This window comes from Kastovskya adunca (genome assembly GCF_059505785.1).
The window spans coordinates 86,819-105,681 of the sequence record NZ_JCACLG010000032.1; the positions used below are offsets into that span (position 1 = coordinate 86,819).

Annotated in this window: 21 protein-coding genes and 1 other RNA gene; 13 read left to right on the forward strand and 9 right to left on the reverse strand. The window is 47.2% G+C overall.

What is annotated here, in order from left to right; translation table 11 throughout:
- Positions 1-22 precede the first annotated feature (22 nt).
- Positions 23-163: a hypothetical protein gene (locus tag AC5JR3_RS12025; RefSeq protein ID WP_495846239.1), complete on the reverse strand. Its 141-nt coding sequence runs from the start codon at positions 161-163 to the stop codon at positions 23-25.
- A gap of 47 nt (positions 164-210) precedes the next feature.
- On the opposite strand from AC5JR3_RS12025, the gene AC5JR3_RS12030 reads away from it, so the two are divergent.
- The gene (locus AC5JR3_RS12030; protein WP_495846241.1) at positions 211-1,632 is read left to right on the forward strand and encodes a RuBisCO small subunit-like domain-containing protein; all 1,422 of its coding nucleotides are present in this window, start codon (positions 211-213) and stop codon (positions 1,630-1,632) included.
- Positions 1,633-1,654: 22 nt separating this feature from the next.
- Here AC5JR3_RS12030 and AC5JR3_RS12035 read toward each other — a convergent pair whose 3' ends face one another.
- Positions 1,655-2,242 (reverse strand): 2'-5' RNA ligase family protein, encoded by a 588-nt coding sequence (locus AC5JR3_RS12035; RefSeq protein ID WP_495846243.1) that lies wholly within the window; start codon positions 2,240-2,242, stop codon positions 1,655-1,657.
- A 48-nt stretch (positions 2,243-2,290) separates the two neighbouring features.
- Between AC5JR3_RS12035 and AC5JR3_RS12040 the strand changes: the two genes are divergently transcribed.
- The 4 genes from AC5JR3_RS12040 to AC5JR3_RS12055 all read left to right on the forward strand — a co-directional run bounded on the left by AC5JR3_RS12040 (position 2,291) and on the right by AC5JR3_RS12055 (position 4,050).
- Positions 2,291-2,557: a YciI family protein gene (locus tag AC5JR3_RS12040; protein ID WP_495846245.1), complete on the forward strand. Its 267-nt coding sequence runs from the start codon at positions 2,291-2,293 to the stop codon at positions 2,555-2,557.
- A 64-nt stretch (positions 2,558-2,621) separates the two neighbouring features.
- An RNA gene (ffs, locus tag AC5JR3_RS12045) (signal recognition particle sRNA small type) lies at positions 2,622-2,718 on the forward strand.
- Positions 2,719-2,992: 274 nt separating this feature from the next.
- Complete coding sequence (locus AC5JR3_RS12050; protein WP_495846247.1) at positions 2,993-3,376, forward strand: RusA family crossover junction endodeoxyribonuclease; 384 nt, start codon at positions 2,993-2,995, stop codon at positions 3,374-3,376.
- Positions 3,376-4,050, forward strand: coding sequence for a hypothetical protein (locus AC5JR3_RS12055; RefSeq protein ID WP_495846249.1), 675 nt, complete (start codon positions 3,376-3,378; stop codon positions 4,048-4,050). The genes AC5JR3_RS12050 and AC5JR3_RS12055 overlap by 1 nt, the downstream gene beginning before the upstream one ends.
- A gap of 120 nt (positions 4,051-4,170) precedes the next feature.
- Here the strand turns inward: AC5JR3_RS12055 and AC5JR3_RS12060 are convergent, their stop codons facing one another.
- Complete coding sequence (locus AC5JR3_RS12060) at positions 4,171-4,317, reverse strand: hypothetical protein (protein ID WP_495846251.1); 147 nt, start codon at positions 4,315-4,317, stop codon at positions 4,171-4,173.
- A gap of 63 nt (positions 4,318-4,380) precedes the next feature.
- Here AC5JR3_RS12060 and AC5JR3_RS12065 point away from each other — a divergent pair, with 63 nt between their 5' ends.
- From AC5JR3_RS12065 to AC5JR3_RS12090, 6 genes are all read left to right on the forward strand, one after another.
- The gene (locus AC5JR3_RS12065) at positions 4,381-4,602 is read left to right on the forward strand and encodes a tautomerase family protein (RefSeq protein WP_495846253.1); all 222 of its coding nucleotides are present in this window, start codon (positions 4,381-4,383) and stop codon (positions 4,600-4,602) included.
- Between the two features lie 51 nt (positions 4,603-4,653).
- Entirely contained in the window at positions 4,654-4,902 is a 249-nt protein-coding gene (locus AC5JR3_RS12070; protein WP_495846255.1) for a hypothetical protein, read from the forward strand.
- A gap of 259 nt (positions 4,903-5,161) precedes the next feature.
- A complete protein-coding gene (locus AC5JR3_RS12075) occupies positions 5,162-5,539 on the forward strand; it encodes a phasin family protein (protein WP_495846257.1) in 378 nt (125 codons plus the stop codon).
- Between the two features lie 92 nt (positions 5,540-5,631).
- Positions 5,632-6,039: a hypothetical protein gene (locus AC5JR3_RS12080; RefSeq protein ID WP_495846259.1), complete on the forward strand. Its 408-nt coding sequence runs from the start codon at positions 5,632-5,634 to the stop codon at positions 6,037-6,039.
- Positions 6,040-6,207: 168 nt separating this feature from the next.
- A complete protein-coding gene (gene queF / locus AC5JR3_RS12085; RefSeq protein WP_495846261.1) occupies positions 6,208-6,627 on the forward strand; it encodes a preQ(1) synthase in 420 nt (139 codons plus the stop codon).
- A 277-nt stretch (positions 6,628-6,904) separates the two neighbouring features.
- Positions 6,905-7,528: a hypothetical protein gene (locus tag AC5JR3_RS12090; protein ID WP_495846263.1), complete on the forward strand. Its 624-nt coding sequence runs from the start codon at positions 6,905-6,907 to the stop codon at positions 7,526-7,528.
- Positions 7,529-7,932: 404 nt separating this feature from the next.
- Here AC5JR3_RS12090 and AC5JR3_RS12095 read toward each other — a convergent pair whose 3' ends face one another.
- From AC5JR3_RS12095 to AC5JR3_RS12110, 4 genes are all read right to left on the reverse strand, one after another.
- Positions 7,933-8,511 carry a peptidoglycan-binding protein gene (locus AC5JR3_RS12095; protein WP_495846265.1) on the reverse strand — a complete coding sequence of 193 codons (579 nt, stop codon included), beginning with the start codon at positions 8,509-8,511 and terminating at the stop codon, positions 7,933-7,935.
- Between the two features lie 308 nt (positions 8,512-8,819).
- Positions 8,820-9,707 (reverse strand): M23 family metallopeptidase, encoded by an 888-nt coding sequence (locus tag AC5JR3_RS12100; protein WP_495846267.1) that lies wholly within the window; start codon positions 9,705-9,707, stop codon positions 8,820-8,822.
- Between the two features lie 235 nt (positions 9,708-9,942).
- On the reverse strand, positions 9,943-10,626 hold the full coding sequence (locus AC5JR3_RS12105; RefSeq protein WP_495846269.1) for an SIMPL domain-containing protein: 684 nt from the start codon (positions 10,624-10,626) through the stop codon (positions 9,943-9,945).
- A gap of 187 nt (positions 10,627-10,813) precedes the next feature.
- Positions 10,814-11,563, reverse strand: a complete 750-nt coding sequence (locus AC5JR3_RS12110) for a response regulator transcription factor (RefSeq protein WP_495846271.1) — start codon at positions 11,561-11,563, stop codon at positions 10,814-10,816.
- 337 nt (positions 11,564-11,900) lie between these two features.
- On the opposite strand from AC5JR3_RS12110, the gene pcrA reads away from it, so the two are divergent.
- The gene (gene pcrA / locus AC5JR3_RS12115; RefSeq protein ID WP_495846273.1) at positions 11,901-14,249 is read left to right on the forward strand and encodes a DNA helicase PcrA; all 2,349 of its coding nucleotides are present in this window, start codon (positions 11,901-11,903) and stop codon (positions 14,247-14,249) included.
- A gap of 781 nt (positions 14,250-15,030) precedes the next feature.
- Positions 15,031-15,849 (forward strand): SDR family NAD(P)-dependent oxidoreductase, encoded by an 819-nt coding sequence (locus tag AC5JR3_RS12120; RefSeq protein WP_495846275.1) that lies wholly within the window; start codon positions 15,031-15,033, stop codon positions 15,847-15,849.
- A 39-nt stretch (positions 15,850-15,888) separates the two neighbouring features.
- On the opposite strand, the gene AC5JR3_RS12125 is transcribed toward AC5JR3_RS12120, so the two are convergent.
- Both AC5JR3_RS12125 and AC5JR3_RS12130 read right to left on the reverse strand, forming a co-directional pair.
- A complete protein-coding gene (locus tag AC5JR3_RS12125; protein ID WP_495846277.1) occupies positions 15,889-17,154 on the reverse strand; it encodes a damage-control phosphatase ARMT1 family protein in 1,266 nt (421 codons plus the stop codon).
- Positions 17,155-17,258: 104 nt separating this feature from the next.
- On the reverse strand, positions 17,259-18,689 hold the full coding sequence (locus AC5JR3_RS12130; RefSeq protein WP_495846279.1) for a protein adenylyltransferase SelO: 1,431 nt from the start codon (positions 18,687-18,689) through the stop codon (positions 17,259-17,261).
- Positions 18,690-18,863: the final 174 nt, after the last annotated feature.

Genomic DNA, 18,863 nt, shown 5'->3' on the forward strand with positions numbered 1-18,863 from the left:
CTCTAACGCTACTCTAGGGGTTTTACAGGTGATGGTGGCACCTGTAGTCGTGCCGATTGGTTTCCGTTTCGCCGCTGCGGGTGTCATTGTCATTCCTAGTTTGGGCAACACCTAGCAGGGCTGTACGTTTGACCTGGCTCTCCTCCTGTTTATAATTTGTCATAAAATTCTGACATATCCGGCTGAAGCAATCGACACATAAGGGAACTGATGAGTTACTATATTTCTCCTCGCTTTTTAGATAAACTTGCCGTTCATATTACAAAAAATTTCCTTAACTTACCTCAGGTACGAGTTCCTCTAATTCTGGGAATTCATGGGCATAAAGGAGAAGGTAAGTCATTTCAATGCGAGCTTGTCTTCGAGCGCATGGGCGTAGAAGCGGTTCATATGTCTGCTGGAGAAATGGAAAGCCCGGATGCGGGAGATCCAGGGCGTCTGATTCGCCTGCGCTATCGAGAAGCCGCAGATCTGATTAAGGTGCGCGGTAAGATGTGTGTCTTGATGATCAACGACTTGGATGCGGGAGCAGGGCGTTTCGACCAAGGTACGCAGTACACGGTCAATACACAGTTGGTTAACGGCACATTGATGAATATTGCCGATAACCCCACTAATGTGCAACTTCCTGGCAGTTATGACTCCACGCCTTTGCCTCGCGTACCAATTATTGTGACGGGGAATGACTTTTCCACCCTCTATGCGCCCTTGATTCGGGATGGTCGCATGGATAAGTTTTATTGGGCACCAGACCGAGAAGATAGAATTGGCATCGTCGGCGGCATTTTTGCTGCAGATGGGTTGTCCCGGAGTGCCATTGAAGAATTGGTTGACACCTTCCCCAATCAATCCATTGACTTTTTTAGTGCTTTGCGATCGCGTCTCTACGATGAACAAGTTCGCAAATTTATTCACCAAACGGGTTTTGAAAAGATCTCTGGTCGTGTGGTCAATAGTAACGAAACACCCCCCAATTTCCAGAAACCGGATTTCAGCCTGCGCCATTTAATAGAGTTTGGCAAGGTGATGCGTGGCGAACAGGAGCGCGTTGAGACAATGCGCCTAGGTCGGCAATATAACCAAAACCTGCGGCACACCGATAGAGATGATTCCCCGCCGCCGCAACGCGAGCCGGAAAAACGTTCAGGCGATCGCGCCCAAACTCAGGGAAGCAATATCGATCATAGCCCTCGCCGCCCTCATCAAGCTACAGAAGACGCCCTCCACGAACGCTTTTTGTACGAAGAAAGCCGTAAAACTACAGACCGCATCGACATTGCCAACCCACCCTCATCTAATGACCAGTACTACCGGAGTTATGGCGATCGCGCTCCAGACAAGGGTAATGGTCAGGCGGCAAAAAACAATCAACTCAGTTCAGAAGTCCAGCAGCAGGTGCAGGAACTCATAAACGGTGGTTACCGCATCGGGATGGAGTATGCCGACAAGCGGCGCTTCCGCACTGGTTCCTGGAAGAGTGGCGGTACGCTTGATACTAAGCGCAAAGACGAGGTACTTGCCGCTGTAGCCGAATGCATCAACGAACATGACGGCGACTACGTACGCCTGATTGGTATCGACGCTAAAGCCAAACGACGGGTTATTGAGACGATTATCCAACGACCGGATTAATGGGGATTAGGGATTGAGGCATTCACCCTTGATCCTGCATACGTTCTCCCCGCCCTGATGATTGAAACGGAAATTCGGCACTAATAATCCAGCGCTGTCCGTTGTGAATCAGCAGCGTTAGCCCAGAGGCAGTAAATTCAACCTCTAGCTGCCGCTGCTGAAATTCTTGCCACGCGGCTCGGAAATTTTGCTTGGTCAAATCGCGGAAGGCAACGGTCATATGAGGGGCAAAGGGGCGACTTTTAGACACCCGGTCTACAATCCCCAACGACTCTTCTACCTCAGCCATCAAGTCTTGCTGTAATGCCAGGAGTTCCGCTGTTTTTACAACATTGATGTAAATCACACGCGGTACAAACGCACCAAACCCCCTCAGGGTAATTGGCACTGAATTATAGGTATCAGCAAACGCTTTCAAACAGCGCTCTAGTTGCTGTACTTCATCCACTTGCCAATCAAAAGGTGGTTGCAGGGTAATGTGAGGGGGAGAGTTCTGAGCCTTGCGGCTGGCGTAGCGATCGCCAAAATACTGCTTGATTTCATTGACATCCTCTCTTATATCCTGCGGTGGTAGGAGTGCAATGAAAAAGCGCTGCTTTGATTTATCCATATTGAGCCATTACCTTTGCCACTGAAAACGATATAACTAGCGAGTCAAATGCCTCTATTTGTAAAGATTGAAGAAGGAATCGTCGATAAACCGACCTTTGACCAGCATGTCCCTGCCCACCATGCCTATGTTAAGGACTTGATCGCTAAGGGACACGGCGCTAAAAGTGGCTACTGGGCAAAGCGCGGTGGCGGCATGATGATCTTCCGAGCTGAGTCATTAGACGAAGCTCAAGCCATTGTCGAGCAAGACCCACTAGTGAAAAACGGCTGCGTCAATTATCAGCTTTATGAATGGCGCGTGATTGTAGAGTGAGCACGAGGGGAAAAAGTATCCGGCTAACCCGTTAACTCCCCTTCGTTAATGTTATGCTGTAAGAGACCTGGACCTACGCGGTCACAACGCCCAAATCTTGTCAGAACCGGAAGGTAGCAGCAATACGGGATGCTTGTGACAGGCGTGGACTCCGGGTCATTTTTTTTGTAGGTGTACATCGCCTTTGACCCAAATCTAGGCTTCCACAAACTGAGCGACAATCTCGTCGAAGCTCTCCAGTCCTGTTCTTGGGGCTATGATTTTGGCATGTTGTCTTCTTTATTCCCTCTATCGCCTAGTTAGAATCGCGATCGCTCTTTCCTAGTAGAGTTTGATTGGAAAGATGCGATCGCCTTCGCCCCATTTTAGATACATAGATTGCTGCTTTTGTCAAGCATGTTAGGGCTTCTCCCATTGACGACATTTGAGTTCATAGTGGATGGTCCCCCAGTATCGCAACAAGCTCGTAGGCGTGAAAGGCTTAGAGCTTGGAAAGCTACGGTTAGACAAGAAGCAGAAAAATACTGGTCTTCAGCTCAGCCGCCAGCTATTGGGCTAGTTATGCTTAAGGTGACGTACTTCTATGATTCGGTTGCAATGGATGTAGACAACATAGTTAAGCCAATTCAAGACGCCATCATTGGTCTGGCATATGTTGATGACAACCAAATAACTGATGTCTTGGTAAGAAAAAGAGATTTGTCAGGCAACTTTAAAGTAGAAAATATAACTCCGACCCTAGCAGAAGGCTTTGCTAGAGGTAATGAATTCTTACACATTGTGGTAACTGATGCCCCTGACCAGGAGGTGATTGTTTAATGGATGCCCGAACTGAGCAATTGGAAAGATCGCGATTACTCGAACTAGTGACGGAATATCGTCAGAAAGGTTACGAGGTGCTACTCTCTCCCAAACCTGAAGAGTTGCCTGATTTCCTGCGGAGCTACCGTCCTGACATGATAGTACGTCGAGGAGAGGAAAAAGTTGTTATTGAGGTAAAGTCACGTCCTTCAATTGCCTCTGCACAATATCTACGGGGGTTAGCTCAAGCAGTGGAAGATCATCCGGGTTGGAGAGTTGAATTGGTAATGACTAACCCAGAGGATGCCCTATACTCTGCAAAAGTAGAAGGTTCTCTTCAAGAACATGAGATAAAGTCACAATTACAAGTAGCTAGAGAGCTTACAGTTCATCATCCAGAATCATCTATCCTTTATGCCTGGTCTCTTGCTGAGGCAACTCTAAGACTTCTTGCTAATAAAGAAGGACTTGACTTGCAGCGATCCGAACCGCTTCGTTTGTTGAAGCAGTTGGCAACTGAAGGGGTGATTTCTAAAGCTGAATATCAATCGCTAATGAATGCTTTTTCGTTGCGTAATGCTATTGCTCATGGTTTCAAAACGACCCACCTCACACCAAACATTGTGCTAAACCTGATTGAAGTTACAGAGCAGTTATTGAACTCACTGAACACCAGTGAACCATCGACCTAATACCTTATTACTCCGGATGGACTGATGATCTTCGAGTCTGTTACCACTGACCTCCACCGCTAATCAAGAAAAATACTTCGCTCAATAGCTTTCTGATACTCTGCCATTTCCCCAAATGACTTAAACTGCCACTCCACCCGATGATAGGGTGACTTTGCATGAGATGCGATCGCTCATAGTGTAATAGGCGAGGGACGTTGCATCACCTCTAACTTTAGAGCCGCCTAATATTGCGCTGCAACCGCTGACTTTTGCCTTAGGTTTCATGAGTTTAACCCTTGCCTAAGCTGTTCAAGCTTTCGCGAATTGAACACCCACAAAGGAATTACCATGCCATACGTGAACATCCAGATTACGAAAGGTGCGACGAGAGACCAAAAGGCTCAACTAGTCAAAGAGGTGACCGCTTCACTGGTGCGTATACTTGGGAAGAAGCCAGAGCATACGCATATTGTCATTCAAGAAATTGCAGACGAAGACTGGGGTTTTTCTGGTCTACTAACCGACGACTGGAAGAAACAGCAAGCCCCTCAGTCACGCACTGAAACCTAACCCTTCGTTGCAGCGGGCTATTATGTGACTAAGGAGTTAAAGAACCCTTATATGGCTTCGGAAGATACTGATCTTAAAAAGCATTCTGCCGCTAAGGTTGTCTACCGATTTCTGGGAGGAGCTGCACTTGGTACTTTTATGGTACTCATCCCTTACTTGTTATCGTCTACAGAATTGAACTTGCTTAACATAGGGATTGCAGCCTTGCTGGTTGTGTCATGTGGGTTATTATCAAGCCTGTTGGGCAAAAGATTTATTGAAGCTTTAATACGGTCATTAGAGTCCTCTGGTCTTTATTAAGGTCGGGGGTTGGAGAAGGATGGGAGGGCGCGATCGCACATTAGTTTGGCTAGACTGATATGAGCAGTTCGCTAAGAAACTAAAGCCGTAGAAAGTAACAAATAATTAGGCGATCGCTATTTTGACTTGGCGCTAGGGCTGGATTACCGTCATAATTAACTAGTGATTTGTCTACCTTGAGTGGGGTGGGCAAGTTTCTGGTTTCGCTCGTATCCTGGAAGCAGATGATACTGGCGTAAGTGTTGGAGCCTTAATTGCGATGGCTGGTGGTTTTGGAAATCTTGTACAAAAAGCGTTTTACCTTGGAGTAGGTTTGGCTGCTTCTGCGAGTGAAAGAGCCGGGGTAACTCTAGGTGAGTTACGTTCTCAGGCTCAAAAGCTGGCAGATGAAATGGTATCCAAGGGCGAAATGACAGCCGACGAAGCCCGTCGCTTTGTAGATGACATGATGAAGCAAGCGCAACAACCTCCGGTTGAGCAAGCTTCGGATGCCTCTAAAAATAAAAATGAGCCGCGCCGGATTGAGATCCTCTCTGATGAGGACGAGACGACTGATACAGATGACGAAAATGTCGAAGTTTTGCGCCAACAGGTGCAAGCAATGCAAGAAGAACTGCGTCGGCTAAATCGTCAATAGAAAAGTACGAGGCAACAACAGGTGTGGAAGTCCGGGCGCGATCGCTCCTATACCTCAGTTGCCGTTATTATTGTGTATAGTTGGTGCCCAAAATGGAAGAGTGGCCTAAAAGTTTTTTGGAAATCGCTGAAGCAGTAGCTTCTGAAGTTGAGCAATTCTTCCAGGGAGTTGCTGAAGTTGTTGATGCGGTTGCCGATGAAGTGGAAAATGCTTTCGGTGCTGAATTTGACCAATATCTCCAAGAGATGCTTGAACCCATTTCTGAGATCTACTCAGAGCTTGAGCAGATAGCCGGAGAACCGGATTATTATTTCGTCTATCCGGAAGAACCAACTGCACAGAAGAACCCCGCTTGCATTGGTTGCTGCAATTACCACGGTCAAGTTTATGAAGGAAACTTGCTGGTTTGTGGGATGCACCCCTATGGATGGGATACCGAGCAATGCCCCGATTGGGAATCCTTCGACACAGACGCCTCAAAATCTCACAAAACTTTCTAATAACAGCTAAAGCTGGAAAGTGAGATAGGTTGGCTAAACTTGCCTAGCCACTAAAAGGTGAAAAAATAACTAGCTGTAAATTGTTCACTTGTAAAATTTATACAGCTAACCGATGCTATTGCTCAAAATCCTCAGGGCGAATAACTACGGACTACAACAACATATACTATGACTCAATTCTCAGCCCAGCCGCCTTCTCCTGAAGCCCCGACCGAGCCAATGACCTATGGCGAACGTGCCATTGCGGAAGGACAGCTAATTACCTTCCCAAACCCGCGCATTGGGCGTCGCTACAACATTCAAATTACGTTGCCAGAATTTACTTGCAAATGTCCGTTTTCTGGGTATCCAGACTTTGCGACTATTCATGTCGATTACGTTCCTGATGAAAAAGTGGTGGAACTAAAGGCACTGAAACTGTATATCAATAGCTACCGCGATCGCTACATTTCTCACGAAGAAAGTATTAACCAAATTCTTGATGACTTAATTGCCGTCTGTGATCCGTTAGAAATTGCCGTTAAAGGTGACTTTACTCCACGCGGCAATGTTCACACTGTTGTGGAAGCGCATCACAAAAAATCATAATTTCTCAGCCCTAATACTAGGAGAAGTGAATAGGTACATTGCCCGTCTTACTAGTAAAGTAGTAAAAATATTCGGTAGCATATCTTAACAAAAATAGTTCTTAGTATCTTTCTTAATTAAACCTAAGAATTATTCCCAACGACAGACTAGCGCCAAGGCAATTTATCTCTTTAGCCTCAGGTTAATTCTTCTGAGTACTTCTTAAATAGAAGGTAGACATAAAACTTTTTCCAAATGAAGTTTTATCGTTTTAATGTTAAAGAGATTATAAAAGAATATGACTACTCACAATCCCAATTTAGAACCGTTCCCTAACAATTCTGAACTGACCACTACGCCACCTGAAGCTCCTACAACCGATAAAGCAGACAACAAAACAATGGGTACTGTTGGCGCAGGTGTCGCAGGAGCCGCTGTTGGTACCGTTTTGGGTGGGAAAATCGCGGGTCGCACTGGAGCCGTCCTTGGTGCAGTCGTCGGTGCAGTTGCTGGTGGTTTGACTGCTCAGAATGCACCGGAAGATGCCGCTGATCAAGTCAAAGGTAAAGTCAAAGATGCGGCTAAAAATGTCAAATCCCGCCTAGATGAGGCGCAAGGGCAAGCCAAAGAGGCGGCTGATCGGGCTAAACCCCATTTAGAACAGGCAATGAACAAAGTCAAAGGTGCGGCTGACCACACCAAGCTATCTGTAGAAGAAGCAACTGGTGACGTCAAGCACGCTGTTGAAAGTGCTCAAGCTTCTCATTCTCAAGATGCTCAGGTAAAAAACCTCTCGGAAGAGCCACGAGTTGAAATGCATGTCAAACAAGATACCGTTGACGCGGCAGAGCAAATGCGTCGCGAAACCTTAGGCGTTGATGCTCAAGATAACACGGTGATTAAGCCCCATCGCTCAATGTAATATCTGGGTGCAAGCTTCAATCAGGTTGCACTCTCAAATATGAGAAAAGAAAAGGGTGGGTCATTAATGGCTCACCCTTTCCCTTTCATCCCTCATCCCGCTCCTATTAAGATATCCTTGGTGCTTCCTTACTCGGTGTTTTTGAGCCAGAATTTCCCTCATTAGTGATGCAATGGGGTGCAAAAGATACCATTTTTTAGAAGTCAGTTGACTATAGAGCTTTTACTAAAAAAAATCCCCTGGTATGTATGTTGCTTTTTCCAAACACACCGGGGGTAAAGATGAATAGTCAAAGGAAGAAGTAATTGAGGAAGAAGTCTCAAAACCAGAGAACTGCTGAGTTAGTAAGGTTAACTTGGGTAGTTCCCAAGCGTAAGAACTCGCTTCTTTTCTGAATCTTCCTATCAACGGAACAAAGCTCTACGAGTTTGTGGCCCAACAATTCCATCTACAAGTAAGCCATTATTTGCCTGGAACCGTCGGACGGCTGCTGCGGTATTGGGGCCGTAAACTCCATCGACGGGGAGTCTCAAAGCGATTTGAACATCCCTAACTGCCTGATTCCGAGCACCTGGACGCAGAAGTGGGCCACCCACGTTTCCAGGAGTACTACCACTACCAGGAGCCGTGCTGATGAATTGAGCTGCAACCCAACGCCCGCTGGAAAGTTGCGCCCAACCGTTTTCAAAACGAACGACATTCTTGAGGGCTGCTCCATTGCGGACGCAGATAGCGGAGGGATAGACTGTGCCGGGGCCAGTGCGGGCATTTAAGCAACTGCCCCTGGTATTCACAAAATATTGGGCGGCTGAAGCTGGAGCCACCATATTCATACTGCCGAACAGAACAGCGACGCCGAGTAAACTCAGCCAAGCTGAACTTGGAAGTTTAGCCCAATTTAGATTTAATTTCGGAAGATCGTACTCGATACCTGCTGCCTCTTCATAAGCAGCATAGGAGTGCGCGTAAGCAAGTATTTCCATGATTATTTACCTATTTTTGAAGTAAGTGATAACACAGATGGACTCACCTCAAAATTAACCTCGATTTTGAGTAAATTTGGGGTTGTTTATCTAAACTTAATGTTGTAGATTATTAGGTTTTGTCTAGAGAATTAGAAACAAAAGAGCGATCGCAGAAGCTAGCCTTCACAGAAAAGGCAACAAGTGCGATCGCTCTAGAGCATCAGTTAAGCCCTTAGGGTGTTACATAACTCAAAATTTTGAGCTAAATAACCCCAAAATAGTAAGTACTTCCACGGGTTGCCAATCTTGTTTACTGCCCAAGAGAATTAGCTACCTCGATTGGACAAATTTTCCACACGAATCCGACGACCATACCGCAACACCTCTAGGCGATTCTGGGTAACGTAGTAGGAATAACTACCGTTATCTGCACGATACCGACCGCCACCAATGTTGCGAGCAGGTATCCGCATGGAATCGTTAGGATTCTGCTTCGATTGCCCAACGTAAAATAACTGACCATTTTCCCGACAAATATTCACACGAAACTTTGCCGTCTCACCTGTAACTAGAGTTTCATTGCTACATATTCCGGTAGCCCTAACAGCAGTTGCTGTAAAAGGTACAGGAGTAGTAAGTTCAGGAGCAACAGATGCAGGTCTTCCTGGAGCAACGGCAATGGATTGCTGTGATGGAATCTTACCTGCCACTAGAGACGGTAAAGACGCCAAGGGGTTAATGGGATCGCGACCATTGGGATAAACTTCAAAATGCAAGTGAGGGCCTGTGCTATTACCACTACTGCCCATCTCGGCAATAACTTCACCCTGGCGCACAACATCACCCTTGCTTACGAATAGACGATGATTGTGACCATAGACCGTTTGACTACCATCGGGATGCTTGATTTCTATGGCATTGCCTAATCCCCAATCATCCCAACCTGCCTTGATCACTTCACCTGTAGCCGCAGCAACAACAGGAACCCCGATCGATCCTGAAATGTCGATTCCTTCGTGATAGGTATGAAAGCCTTGAGAAATGAAGCCTTGAGTGGGCCAGATTAAGCCAGACGTATTTGAGGCGGCGATTGATGTGGGAGCATTGGCAGCTGGCTGAGGGAAAGGAAAGGCGATCGCCCCTCCTATAACTCTGAGTGAAATAAACCCGATTGAACCCAGAATCACCAATCTGGGGACAGCAAATTTTCTCATCTCCTCACCTCGTATTTTTGACAGTGTCGCCAGCAGAGAGTCGTTAGTTCCCCTGCTTGCTCTTCAAAATACTGACCTCAAGACTGGTTTTCTTGAAAGATTGCTATTTACTTTAGACGATTATCGACATTTGCTGAATAGATCAAAGGTAGGGACACAAAGCTTTGCGTCCCTACCTACACGCCTATGGGCGAAAAACGGATGTAACAAAATTCGAGCCGAGAGGAGTAGTCGATTAGTAACGAACTTGCAGCGTCACAGCTTGCTCGATTTTCTGTTCGCCACCGATTACGGGAGTTTGGGCATTTTCTTGGGCGGGTTGACTGGCGATCGCTCCCACAGCAAAAGGTACGGGGGGGTACGGAGGACTCGCACCATTGACTTGAATGCCGATCACTTCTTTTTGGCTAAGATCCAAGGCACTTAGAGCCGCATTCGCTTGTTTTTTGGCATCGTCTGAGGCTTTTTGGATCGCTTGCTGTTGGGCTTGGGCGATCGCTTCATCGGTAGCCACAAAACTAATGCCATCGATCCGAGTTGCACCCGCTTTGATGGCATCATCTAGCAGTGTCCCGGAATTCTTGGTTTCAATCCGAAAGCTGACGATATTCGTGCCAGTATAACCAATAATCGTTTGTTTCCCGCCGTTGTAGTTGTAGTTGGGGTTGAGGCTGATCCCTGTAGTTTCCAATTTTTCTACCTGGCGGGACTTGAGCTGGTCGATTACAGCTTGCGATCGCTGCGCTACTTCCTGCTGCACGTCCTGAGCTGTTTTACCCTGCACCTCAACCCCCAAACGTACCTGAGTCAGGCTGGTGGGGATATTCACAGAGCCTTTACCGGAGACAGTCAGAGTTCTGGGTATTTCTACTTGTTGAGCCGGAGCAGCTTGGCAGGCAGTTAAACCCAGCAAACTCACGACTAGACATAACGTTCTAATTCGATCCCAATTATTCAGGTGGGAATAGAAACAAAGACGAGTCATAACAAAATAAAGGGAACACAATTGATAGGTGTTCCCAATCTGGCATTAACTCTTTTGGAGCGTTGACAAGTTACAGTTTTGGCAACTAAAAATCCGGCTCAACTCTCTTGTTGATTAATCGTCACTGTTTTGAAGGTTCAGGAGGATCAAATAGATAGCCGACGCCCCGACTCGTGCGAATATATATCGGCTGAGTCGAATCCGGCTCAATCTTGCGGCGAATTTGACCGATGTGAACGTCAACAACTCGCCCATCTCCAACAAATTCGTGATCCCACACCTCTCTAATCAATTGCTGGCGCGAACAAACTCGCCCTGGGTGCTGTGCAAAAAAATGCAGCAGATCAAATTCCAACGCCGTTAAGCTAATTAGCCGATTGTCGAAGCTGACCTCACGGCGCATCGGATCAATCATTAATTTACCAAAGTGGAGAGGTTCCCGTTCCGCCGCAGTGGAGGGAGACGGGAGAAGTCGCAACAGCGCTTGCACTTGCTTTTCCAGAACTCGGAGATGGAAGGGCTTCGTCAGATAGGCATCAGCCCACTCTAGTCCTGTAACGTGGTGCTCTACATCGGTCAAGCTAGTCAGCAGCATGACCAGAGTACCCCCCCAGCGCTGCTTCATTTCCTGGCAAACTTCATAGCCGATAATGTCAGGCAAAATCACATCGAGAATTACCAGGTCAGGGCTAAATTCTTCAAATCGTTTTAGGGCAGTCCTGCCGTCTTCAGCCGCCTCCACTTGATAGTTCTTTTGACCTAAAAAGCGGTAGATTAACTTCCGGATAGCAGCATCATCATCAACAATAAGAATCTTTTTGGGAGTTTGAGCCGTCTCAGCGGTTCTAGATTGCTTGGATTTTTCCTCCATTGCCTTCAGTGTCTCCTACAGATTTATTGCCAAAAATTAACTGCCGTTATTCGTGTGGCAGTAGCGATCGCACTTTCATTTAATTAGGCTCTTAATCGCCTTGTTCACCCTACTCCCCGATACCATAACAAACGCTACCTGATTGATTCCGGATTAAATATAAGCTAAAGGGGCAAAATGAAACATCAATCAATCACACGGGCAGTTAATCAGCCCTGATCAACCCACAGATTCTATAATTCGTTCCTTTATACCTACCCCCTCAACAAAAATCCTTAGTAAAGCAGAGCAGGCTAGGATAACCTTACTGATAACTTTCGCGTCCCTCCGTCCAGCCATGCCGTCAACCACTGACTTTCTCCGCCACCTAAATCCCAGCCAACGCCAAGCCGTTGAACACTTCTGCGGGCCCTTGCTGGTTGCTGCTGGTGCTGGTGCTGGTAAAACCAGGGTGCTAATCTACCGCATTGCGAATCTGATTTTGAAGCACCGTGTTGCTCCCGACAATATCCTTGCCGTTACCTTCACAAATAAAGCGGCGCGGGAGATGAAAGAACGGATTGAGAAGCTATTTGCCGAACAAAAAGCCGAATCTGAGTATGGTAAGCCGTGGTCAGCACTGACACCGGAAGAACAGACCAGGCTGCGATCGCGCATTTATAAAACCATTGTCAAAGACTTGTGGATCGGCACCTTCCACGCCCTTTGTGCCAGAATCTTGCGCTACGACATCAATAAATACCAAGATGAAAAAGGTCATACATGGACGCGCAGCTTTTCCATCTTTGACGAAAACGACGCCCAAAGCCTAGTTAAAGAGATCGTCATCAAGCAGCTAAACCTAGATGAAAAGAAATTTAACCCGCGTGCTGTCCGCTACACCATCAGTGCGGCAAAAAACCAAGGCTTGACCCCCAGTGAATTTGAACAAAGCCAATCCAACTATCGAGGACGAGCGATCGCTGAAGTTTACAGCCGTTATCAGAAAGCCCTCGCCGAAAACAACTCCCTCGACTTTGACGACCTGATTCTCGTCCCCGTGCAACTCTTCCGCCAAAACGAGCAGGTACTGGGTTATTGGCATCGGCAATTTCGGCACATTCTGGTAGATGAGTATCAAGACACCAACCGCATCCAGTACGAACTCATCCGCCTGCTAACTACGAATGGAGAGACGCAAAAAACCGAGTGGGAGTGGCAAAATCGCTCTATTTTCGCGGTTGGGGATGTTGACCAAAGCATTTACGCCTTCCGGGGAGCCGATTACAAAATTTTGCTGGAATTTCAGGAAGACTTTGGTGATGGGTTACCTCATGAAGACAGCCGCACATTGGTGAAGCTAGAGGAAAACTACCGCTCTAGAGAAAACATTCTGCAAGCGGCTAATCACCTAATTGAGAAGAACACTCAGCGGATTGAGAAAATTTTGCGCCCTACCCGTGAAGCGGGGCTGCCGATTTATTACCACCGCGCCGAAGATGAGCGTGACGAAGCAGAATTTGTCATCGAGCGCATTCGTACCTACGAACGTCAGCACCCAGAGTGGAACTGGGGCGATTTTGCGATTCTCTACCGCACTAATGCCCAGTCTCGACCCTTTGAAGACATTTTAGTTCGCGCCAGTATTCCTTATCACGTTGTTGGTGGTTTGAAATTTTACGACCGCAAAGAAGTTAAAGACTGCCTGGCTTACCTGCGGATTTTGGTAAATCCTGCCGATAGCGTCAGCTTGAAGCGGATTATTAACATTCCTCGACGCGGGATCGGTAAAGCGACGATGGATCGCTTAGAAGGGGCGGCGGTGGAATTGGGCGTGCCATTGTGGGAAATTATCAGCGATGAAACATCGGTAAATACCCTCGCCGGACGCACGGCTAAGCCGATTCTGAAGTTTGTAGAAACGATTAGCAATTGGCGATCGCAGATTGAGATATTACCTGCTTCCCAGATTCTTCAGGGCATTATGGATGATTCTGCTTACATTCAAGAGTTAAAAAACCAAGGAACGGATGAAGCCCAAGATAGAATCGCTAACGTTCAAGAACTCTACAATGCGGTGTTGCAGTTTGAGGAAGAAAATGACGACTCCAACCTAGAAAATTTTCTGGCTAATGCCTCCCTCGCCTCTGACCTAGATAACTTAAAAGAGGGACAAAACGCAGTCTCACTAATGACATTACACGCGGCGAAGGGATTAGAATTCCCCCTCGTCTTTTTAGTCGGGTTAGAACAGGGGCTTTTCCCCAACTTCCGCTCGATGGACGATCCCGTAGCCTTGGAAGAAGAACGTCGCCTCTGTTATGTAGGGATTACCAGGGCTGAGGAACAACTCTATCTCTCCCATGCACGGGAGCGCCGCCTCTACGGAAATCGGGAACCCGCTGTTGTCTCGCAATTCTTAGGAGAAATCCCCAAAGAACTCCTTTGCAGCACCTTAGTAAAGGTCAAAACTAACGGGAATGCTTCCACGTCCTCACAACGGAAGTCGCAAACCACTAAGCTTTCCTCAGATCAGTCACAAAGTTGGAAAGTCGGTGAACTAATCATTCACGAGCTTTTCGGTACAGGTCAAGTGACTCACGTTTTCGGTTCAGGAACTAAGGTGTCTATTGCGGTTAAGTTCTCCAGTGTGGGGCAAAAAATTCTCGATCCCAAACGAACCACTTTGCAACGGGTGCAGTCTTAATCTGCGGTGGGGATCGCTGACAACTCAGCTTCATTCAGGAACTGTCACTCAGCCTCATCGTCAAGAACTGTAACAAGACAAATTTTTCGGCAGGCTCTAATAAATTAAGCCTGCTTAGTTGAGTGGTAGCTGAAGACGCTTCCTCAACTTTTTGCTGTAAATAAAAGCGATCGCTACTGAGTTTTATTACGCCTTTTACACAAATAAGCCGCACCTAATACAAAACTGCGATCGCTCAAACCTTTTTCAGGCAAGGAATAAACAACTTTGTAAACAAATGTTACGGAAAGTTTATAAAAAAATGTTGCTACTGCTTGATTTGATTGATACAGTATGCATGTAAGCTTACTTCAAGTAGCTATTCGTATCTAGGAGACGTACCATTTATGCTCTACCTCACCCTTGGCTGTTCTGGGAACTAATTCCCGAATTGCCTCAAAGATATATCCCTGACTGTGCTAAACGCACCCCATGCAGTCAGCCAAGAGATATCTTGAATTTGTTTGAGCTGGCTTAGGAATCTACACACCATTGCCTCCTTGCCCCTTCAACTCAAACATTACTGAGGTTTCTACCAAAGATACGTTTCAGGCTCTACAAAAATGAGGTCTTAGCAGCAAGATTTCCGTTAACTATCTTGCTTTGGAAGCATCAATTCATCCCTCAGTTACGAGTCAACATTTGTCTCACTGGGTGCAGATTAGGATACTTAAGCAACAAAAACATCCTATTTTGCACTGGTTAAATCGGTGGTGAGACTCCAACTCTGGAGGTTTTATCTATGAATATTCAAGGAAAGACGGCTCTGATTACCGGAGCTTCTCGTGGAATTGGGCGAGCGATCGCCCTAGAACTAGCCAAACAAGGAGCCAAACGCTTGTTACTAGTAGCCCGCGATGAAACTCGACTAGCAGAAGTCGCCGCAGAAATCGAAGCACTGGGCGCACAAGCCGTAATTTTGGCGCTGGATTTGTCGCAGTTGGTAGAGGTGAATATTGCGATCGCCAAAGCGTGGCGCGATTGTGGCCCCATTCATCTCCTCGTTAACTGTGCAGGCGTTGCCCACCAAGCACCGTTCTTAGAGTCTCGACTGCCGCAAGTGCAGGAAGAACTGGGGATCAACTTAATCGGCATGTACACCATGACTCGTCTGATTGCCCGACGCATGGTAGTGCAACGCGAAGGGACAATCGTCAATGTTTCGAGCTTGATGGGTAAGGTAGCCGCACCAACGATGGCAACTTACTCCGCCACCAAGTTTGCCATATTGGGCTTTACCCAAGCCTTGCGGGGCGAACTAGCCGCCCACAATGTGCGAGTGCTGGCGTTGTTGCCCACCTTGACGGATACGGATATGGTGCGAGACTTGCAGTGGTTTCGCTGGATAGTACCGACGACGACGCAGAAAGTCGCCCAAGCACTCGTCGCCGGATTGCAGAAGGATTTGCCAGAAATCATCGTCGGATGGCAAAGTCATTTAGCGGTGTGGTGCAACCGTATTGCACCTTGGCTACTGGAGAAGATTTTACTGATGGCGGCTCCCCTACCCAAGGATAGGCACAGGCGTTATCAGAATTTTGGAGAGGTAGGGTCTCGATAAGGTGAGAGGGCTGGGGTAGAGTGCTTGGGCAATTACATCTTACTGAGAACTCTCCCCATCCCCAGCCCGCTGAATTAACCCCCACTTTCCATTAACTAACCACTGGGGATCTTCCTGATTCAATGCCTCTACCTGTTCTGGCTGCAATCCTGCTGCTACTTCCGACTTCAATGTGCGGAGGGCAACTAGGAAGGGAGCAGGAAAATAATCAACAATATCCTCAAAATTGGTGGTAAATTCCCAGTGGCGATCGCCTAATAATCGTCGATAGTTGGCATCCCCTTTAACAAACACTAACTGGGATTGGGCGAGTTCTTGACGCAAATCCTCTGGCATTTCCCAAAAACTCTGGGGTGCCGCCCAAAACGCATGTTCGCGCATCCGCAAGCGATCGCTAGCAATATAGTCTTGCAGGCGTCGAGTCACCGCTCCCACGGCTGGCGAATGATCCGCCGCCAATACCTCTAAGGTGTAGTGAACATCCTTAATCAGGGCATCAGATACAAAAAGGGGTTGCCCTTTGAGATGCAGGTAGATCGTTTGAGCCACCTGAGTTGCCAGCAAAAAATCCACTAGGCACAAATCGCAAAATAGCTCAAATCCCGAATTATCAACAATTACATCCAGACGTACCTGCTCAAAACTAGCCAGCTTGTCTGCAATTTGAGCCGTTCGATCGACTAAGACGTGGGTTTGTTCTGGGGGAGCTTCTGTGAGGCGGCGGTCGTGTTCTCCTTCCACCCAGAGGCTTAAGTCCGCCCGATTCCCCCACAGGGCAACATACAGCAGGTTAATCACCTCAGCTTTGTCCCATTGACAATCGTTCTGTTGGAGATTTTCAATGACGACATTGACTTGTTGGCTTAAGGTTTGAATAGAAGCGATCGCGGTGACTAAACCTTGATGTTTTTGCACCGTAAAGGGATCGAAACCCTGCCATTCCCCAGGCAGAAAGTAACCTGTCGCTTCTAGAATGCGGCGGTAAAAGTAGACCTCGGCAAAGTACCAAGGAATATCCAGCCAGCTTTGTCCTAAGTAGGGTTCTAGATACTCCCGCCACACGGCTGCATCCGGTGCCGCCTCATCGTGCAAAAAACGCACAACCCCCTGCAACAGTTCCCGCCTCAGAAGTTCCAGCTTTTCATCAATGCTTGGGGGAAAGGAGTTAAGTTCAATCACTCGTTTAGCGATCGCCGGAAGGCGCTGAGTGACAGTTGCGTGAGCAAACGAACCCAGCTTTGAGGAAACCAAGGGCGGTGGAATCGGTAAGCTGGGTTGCCGTGGTTTAATAAATTCTTCACGCACAAGCTCACCTTTGGGTAATAGTTGAGCTTGATTTTACAGTGATTTTAGGCGATTCACGCCCCTATAAATCCCCTCAGTGCATTGATCCTCAACGACATCTCAGCTCACTGCTTATTTTGTAGTCGCTGCACCAACTCATAGAACGGCTGCCAATTATCCTCTTGAGTAATCGCTGCCCAAACCGACTCAATCAACGGACGCAATAACGCCGTTTGAGGATTTTTATCCTTGAGCCGGATCGCTATACTTTCCAGTTCAGCCGCTGATAAACTCTGCAAAAGGTGATGGTAAGGCTCTCGCCATTTTGTAAGTAGTAACGATGTTTCCTCAGTTATGACAGAAGAGGAATTGGGGTTTAAAATTTGCTCACTATCATCTCGCCAACTTGCCTCAAACTGTTGACTGAGTTCCCCAAAGAAAGCGTGATAACCCACCTGACTAGCTTGCAAAAATTGAATAGTCAGCGTCAATAACTGATCGGCTTGCGGTTCGCTAACTTGCTCAAATCCCAATTTATTCAGCATTAGCTCTCGATAGGTGAGGTAGTAATGCTCCTCGAACCTTGCCAAACCAGCTTCCAAATCAGCTTCTGGAATCACAGCGCCCAAAGCAGAGCCAAGCATTTCTAGATTTAATCGACAAATGGCAGGTTGATTGCCGTAACTGTAGCGCCCGTAATAGTCAAAATAGGCAGCGGTAAATTCGGGATTGTAGGTGGGGATAAAAGCGTAGGGGCCATAATCAAAGCTTTCCCCTGTAATCGACATATTATCCGTATTCAAAACGGCATGACAAAAGCCTGCTGCCATCCATTGAGCCGCGAGTTTGGCAGTGCGTTGCACTAACTCCGCGTAAAACTCCGCGTACTGCTGCTGTTTTTCTCCTGCTTGAGCAAGAATATGGGAATAGTATTCCTCAATTACATGGTCTAAAAGCTTCTCGATTAAATCCTTCCGCTTAAAGAAGTGCAATCGCTCAAAAGTACCAAAGCGAATGTGGGAGCGGTTCAGACGGATCATCACAGAAGAGCGGGTAGGCGACGGCTCATCTCCCCGCCACAGCCCCTCACCCGTTTCAATCATGCTCAGACAGCGGGAAGTGCGGACACCCAGACTATGCAATGCTTCCGCCGCCAGCACTTCCCGGACGCCACCTTTGAGCGTCAACCTGCCATCGGCACTGCGAGAGTAGGGAGTTGTTCCAGAGCCTTTAGTACCGAAATCGTAGAGTTCGCCATCAACGCCACGAACTTGACCGTAGAGAAAGCCTCTGCCATCTCCTAGCCGGGGATTATACTCCCCAAACTGATAGCCGTGGTAGCGCAGTGCCAAAAATGGTCGTACGCCCTGAAATTTACCAAAGGCTTGGATAAAATCAGCGTCCGTGACTTCTTGAGGATTTAAGCCCAGGAGCGGGAGCAATCGGTCATTACGAAACCGCAGGATATGACTAGGAAATTCCGCTGCGGTTACTTCATCGAAGTAGTCATAACCCAATGACTCTAAAGCGGGTTCATATTCGAGAGAGAGAAACATATTTTTTAAAAAGTCTGAAGGATGAAGTATGAAGCGGGCGAAGCCAAGGATGAAAAAATTTTTATGCGTTTGGAAAAAGATGTCAAATCTGAAGCGTGAAGTCAGAAGGTTGGAAGCAATTTTTTGACTTCATCCTTTACACTTCAGCCTTAAAATCAATAGCGTTACACTTGA

Excerpts from the sequence above, each read along its gene's own strand:
- AC5JR3_RS12100 (WP_495846267.1), bottom strand. The coding sequence starts at position 9,707 with ATGAGAAAATTTGCTGTCCCCAGATTGGTGATTCTGGGTTCAATCGGG.
- AC5JR3_RS12030 (WP_495846241.1), top strand. The coding sequence starts at position 211 with ATGAGTTACTATATTTCTCCTCGCTTTTTAGATAAACTTGCCGTTCAT.
- AC5JR3_RS12060 (WP_495846251.1), bottom strand. The coding sequence starts at position 4,317 with ATGAAACCTAAGGCAAAAGTCAGCGGTTGCAGCGCAATATTAGGCGGC.
- queF (WP_495846261.1), top strand. The coding sequence starts at position 6,208 with ATGACTCAATTCTCAGCCCAGCCGCCTTCTCCTGAAGCCCCGACCGAG.
- AC5JR3_RS12070 (WP_495846255.1), top strand. The coding sequence starts at position 4,654 with ATGGCTTCGGAAGATACTGATCTTAAAAAGCATTCTGCCGCTAAGGTT.
- AC5JR3_RS12110 (WP_495846271.1), bottom strand. The coding sequence starts at position 11,563 with ATGGAGGAAAAATCCAAGCAATCTAGAACCGCTGAGACGGCTCAAACT.
- AC5JR3_RS12080 (WP_495846259.1), top strand. The coding sequence starts at position 5,632 with ATGGAAGAGTGGCCTAAAAGTTTTTTGGAAATCGCTGAAGCAGTAGCT.
- AC5JR3_RS12025 (WP_495846239.1), bottom strand. The coding sequence starts at position 163 with ATGACAAATTATAAACAGGAGGAGAGCCAGGTCAAACGTACAGCCCTG.
- AC5JR3_RS12120 (WP_495846275.1), top strand. The coding sequence starts at position 15,031 with ATGAATATTCAAGGAAAGACGGCTCTGATTACCGGAGCTTCTCGTGGA.
- AC5JR3_RS12035 (WP_495846243.1), bottom strand. The coding sequence starts at position 2,242 with ATGGATAAATCAAAGCAGCGCTTTTTCATTGCACTCCTACCACCGCAG.
- AC5JR3_RS12095 (WP_495846265.1), bottom strand. The coding sequence starts at position 8,511 with ATGGAAATACTTGCTTACGCGCACTCCTATGCTGCTTATGAAGAGGCA.
- AC5JR3_RS12040 (WP_495846245.1), top strand. The coding sequence starts at position 2,291 with ATGCCTCTATTTGTAAAGATTGAAGAAGGAATCGTCGATAAACCGACC.
- AC5JR3_RS12075 (WP_495846257.1), top strand. The coding sequence starts at position 5,162 with ATGGCTGGTGGTTTTGGAAATCTTGTACAAAAAGCGTTTTACCTTGGA.
- AC5JR3_RS12130 (WP_495846279.1), bottom strand. The coding sequence starts at position 18,689 with ATGTTTCTCTCTCTCGAATATGAACCCGCTTTAGAGTCATTGGGTTAT.
- AC5JR3_RS12055 (WP_495846249.1), top strand. The coding sequence starts at position 3,376 with ATGGATGCCCGAACTGAGCAATTGGAAAGATCGCGATTACTCGAACTA.
- AC5JR3_RS12090 (WP_495846263.1), top strand. The coding sequence starts at position 6,905 with ATGACTACTCACAATCCCAATTTAGAACCGTTCCCTAACAATTCTGAA.
- pcrA (WP_495846273.1), top strand. The coding sequence starts at position 11,901 with ATGCCGTCAACCACTGACTTTCTCCGCCACCTAAATCCCAGCCAACGC.
- AC5JR3_RS12065 (WP_495846253.1), top strand. The coding sequence starts at position 4,381 with ATGCCATACGTGAACATCCAGATTACGAAAGGTGCGACGAGAGACCAA.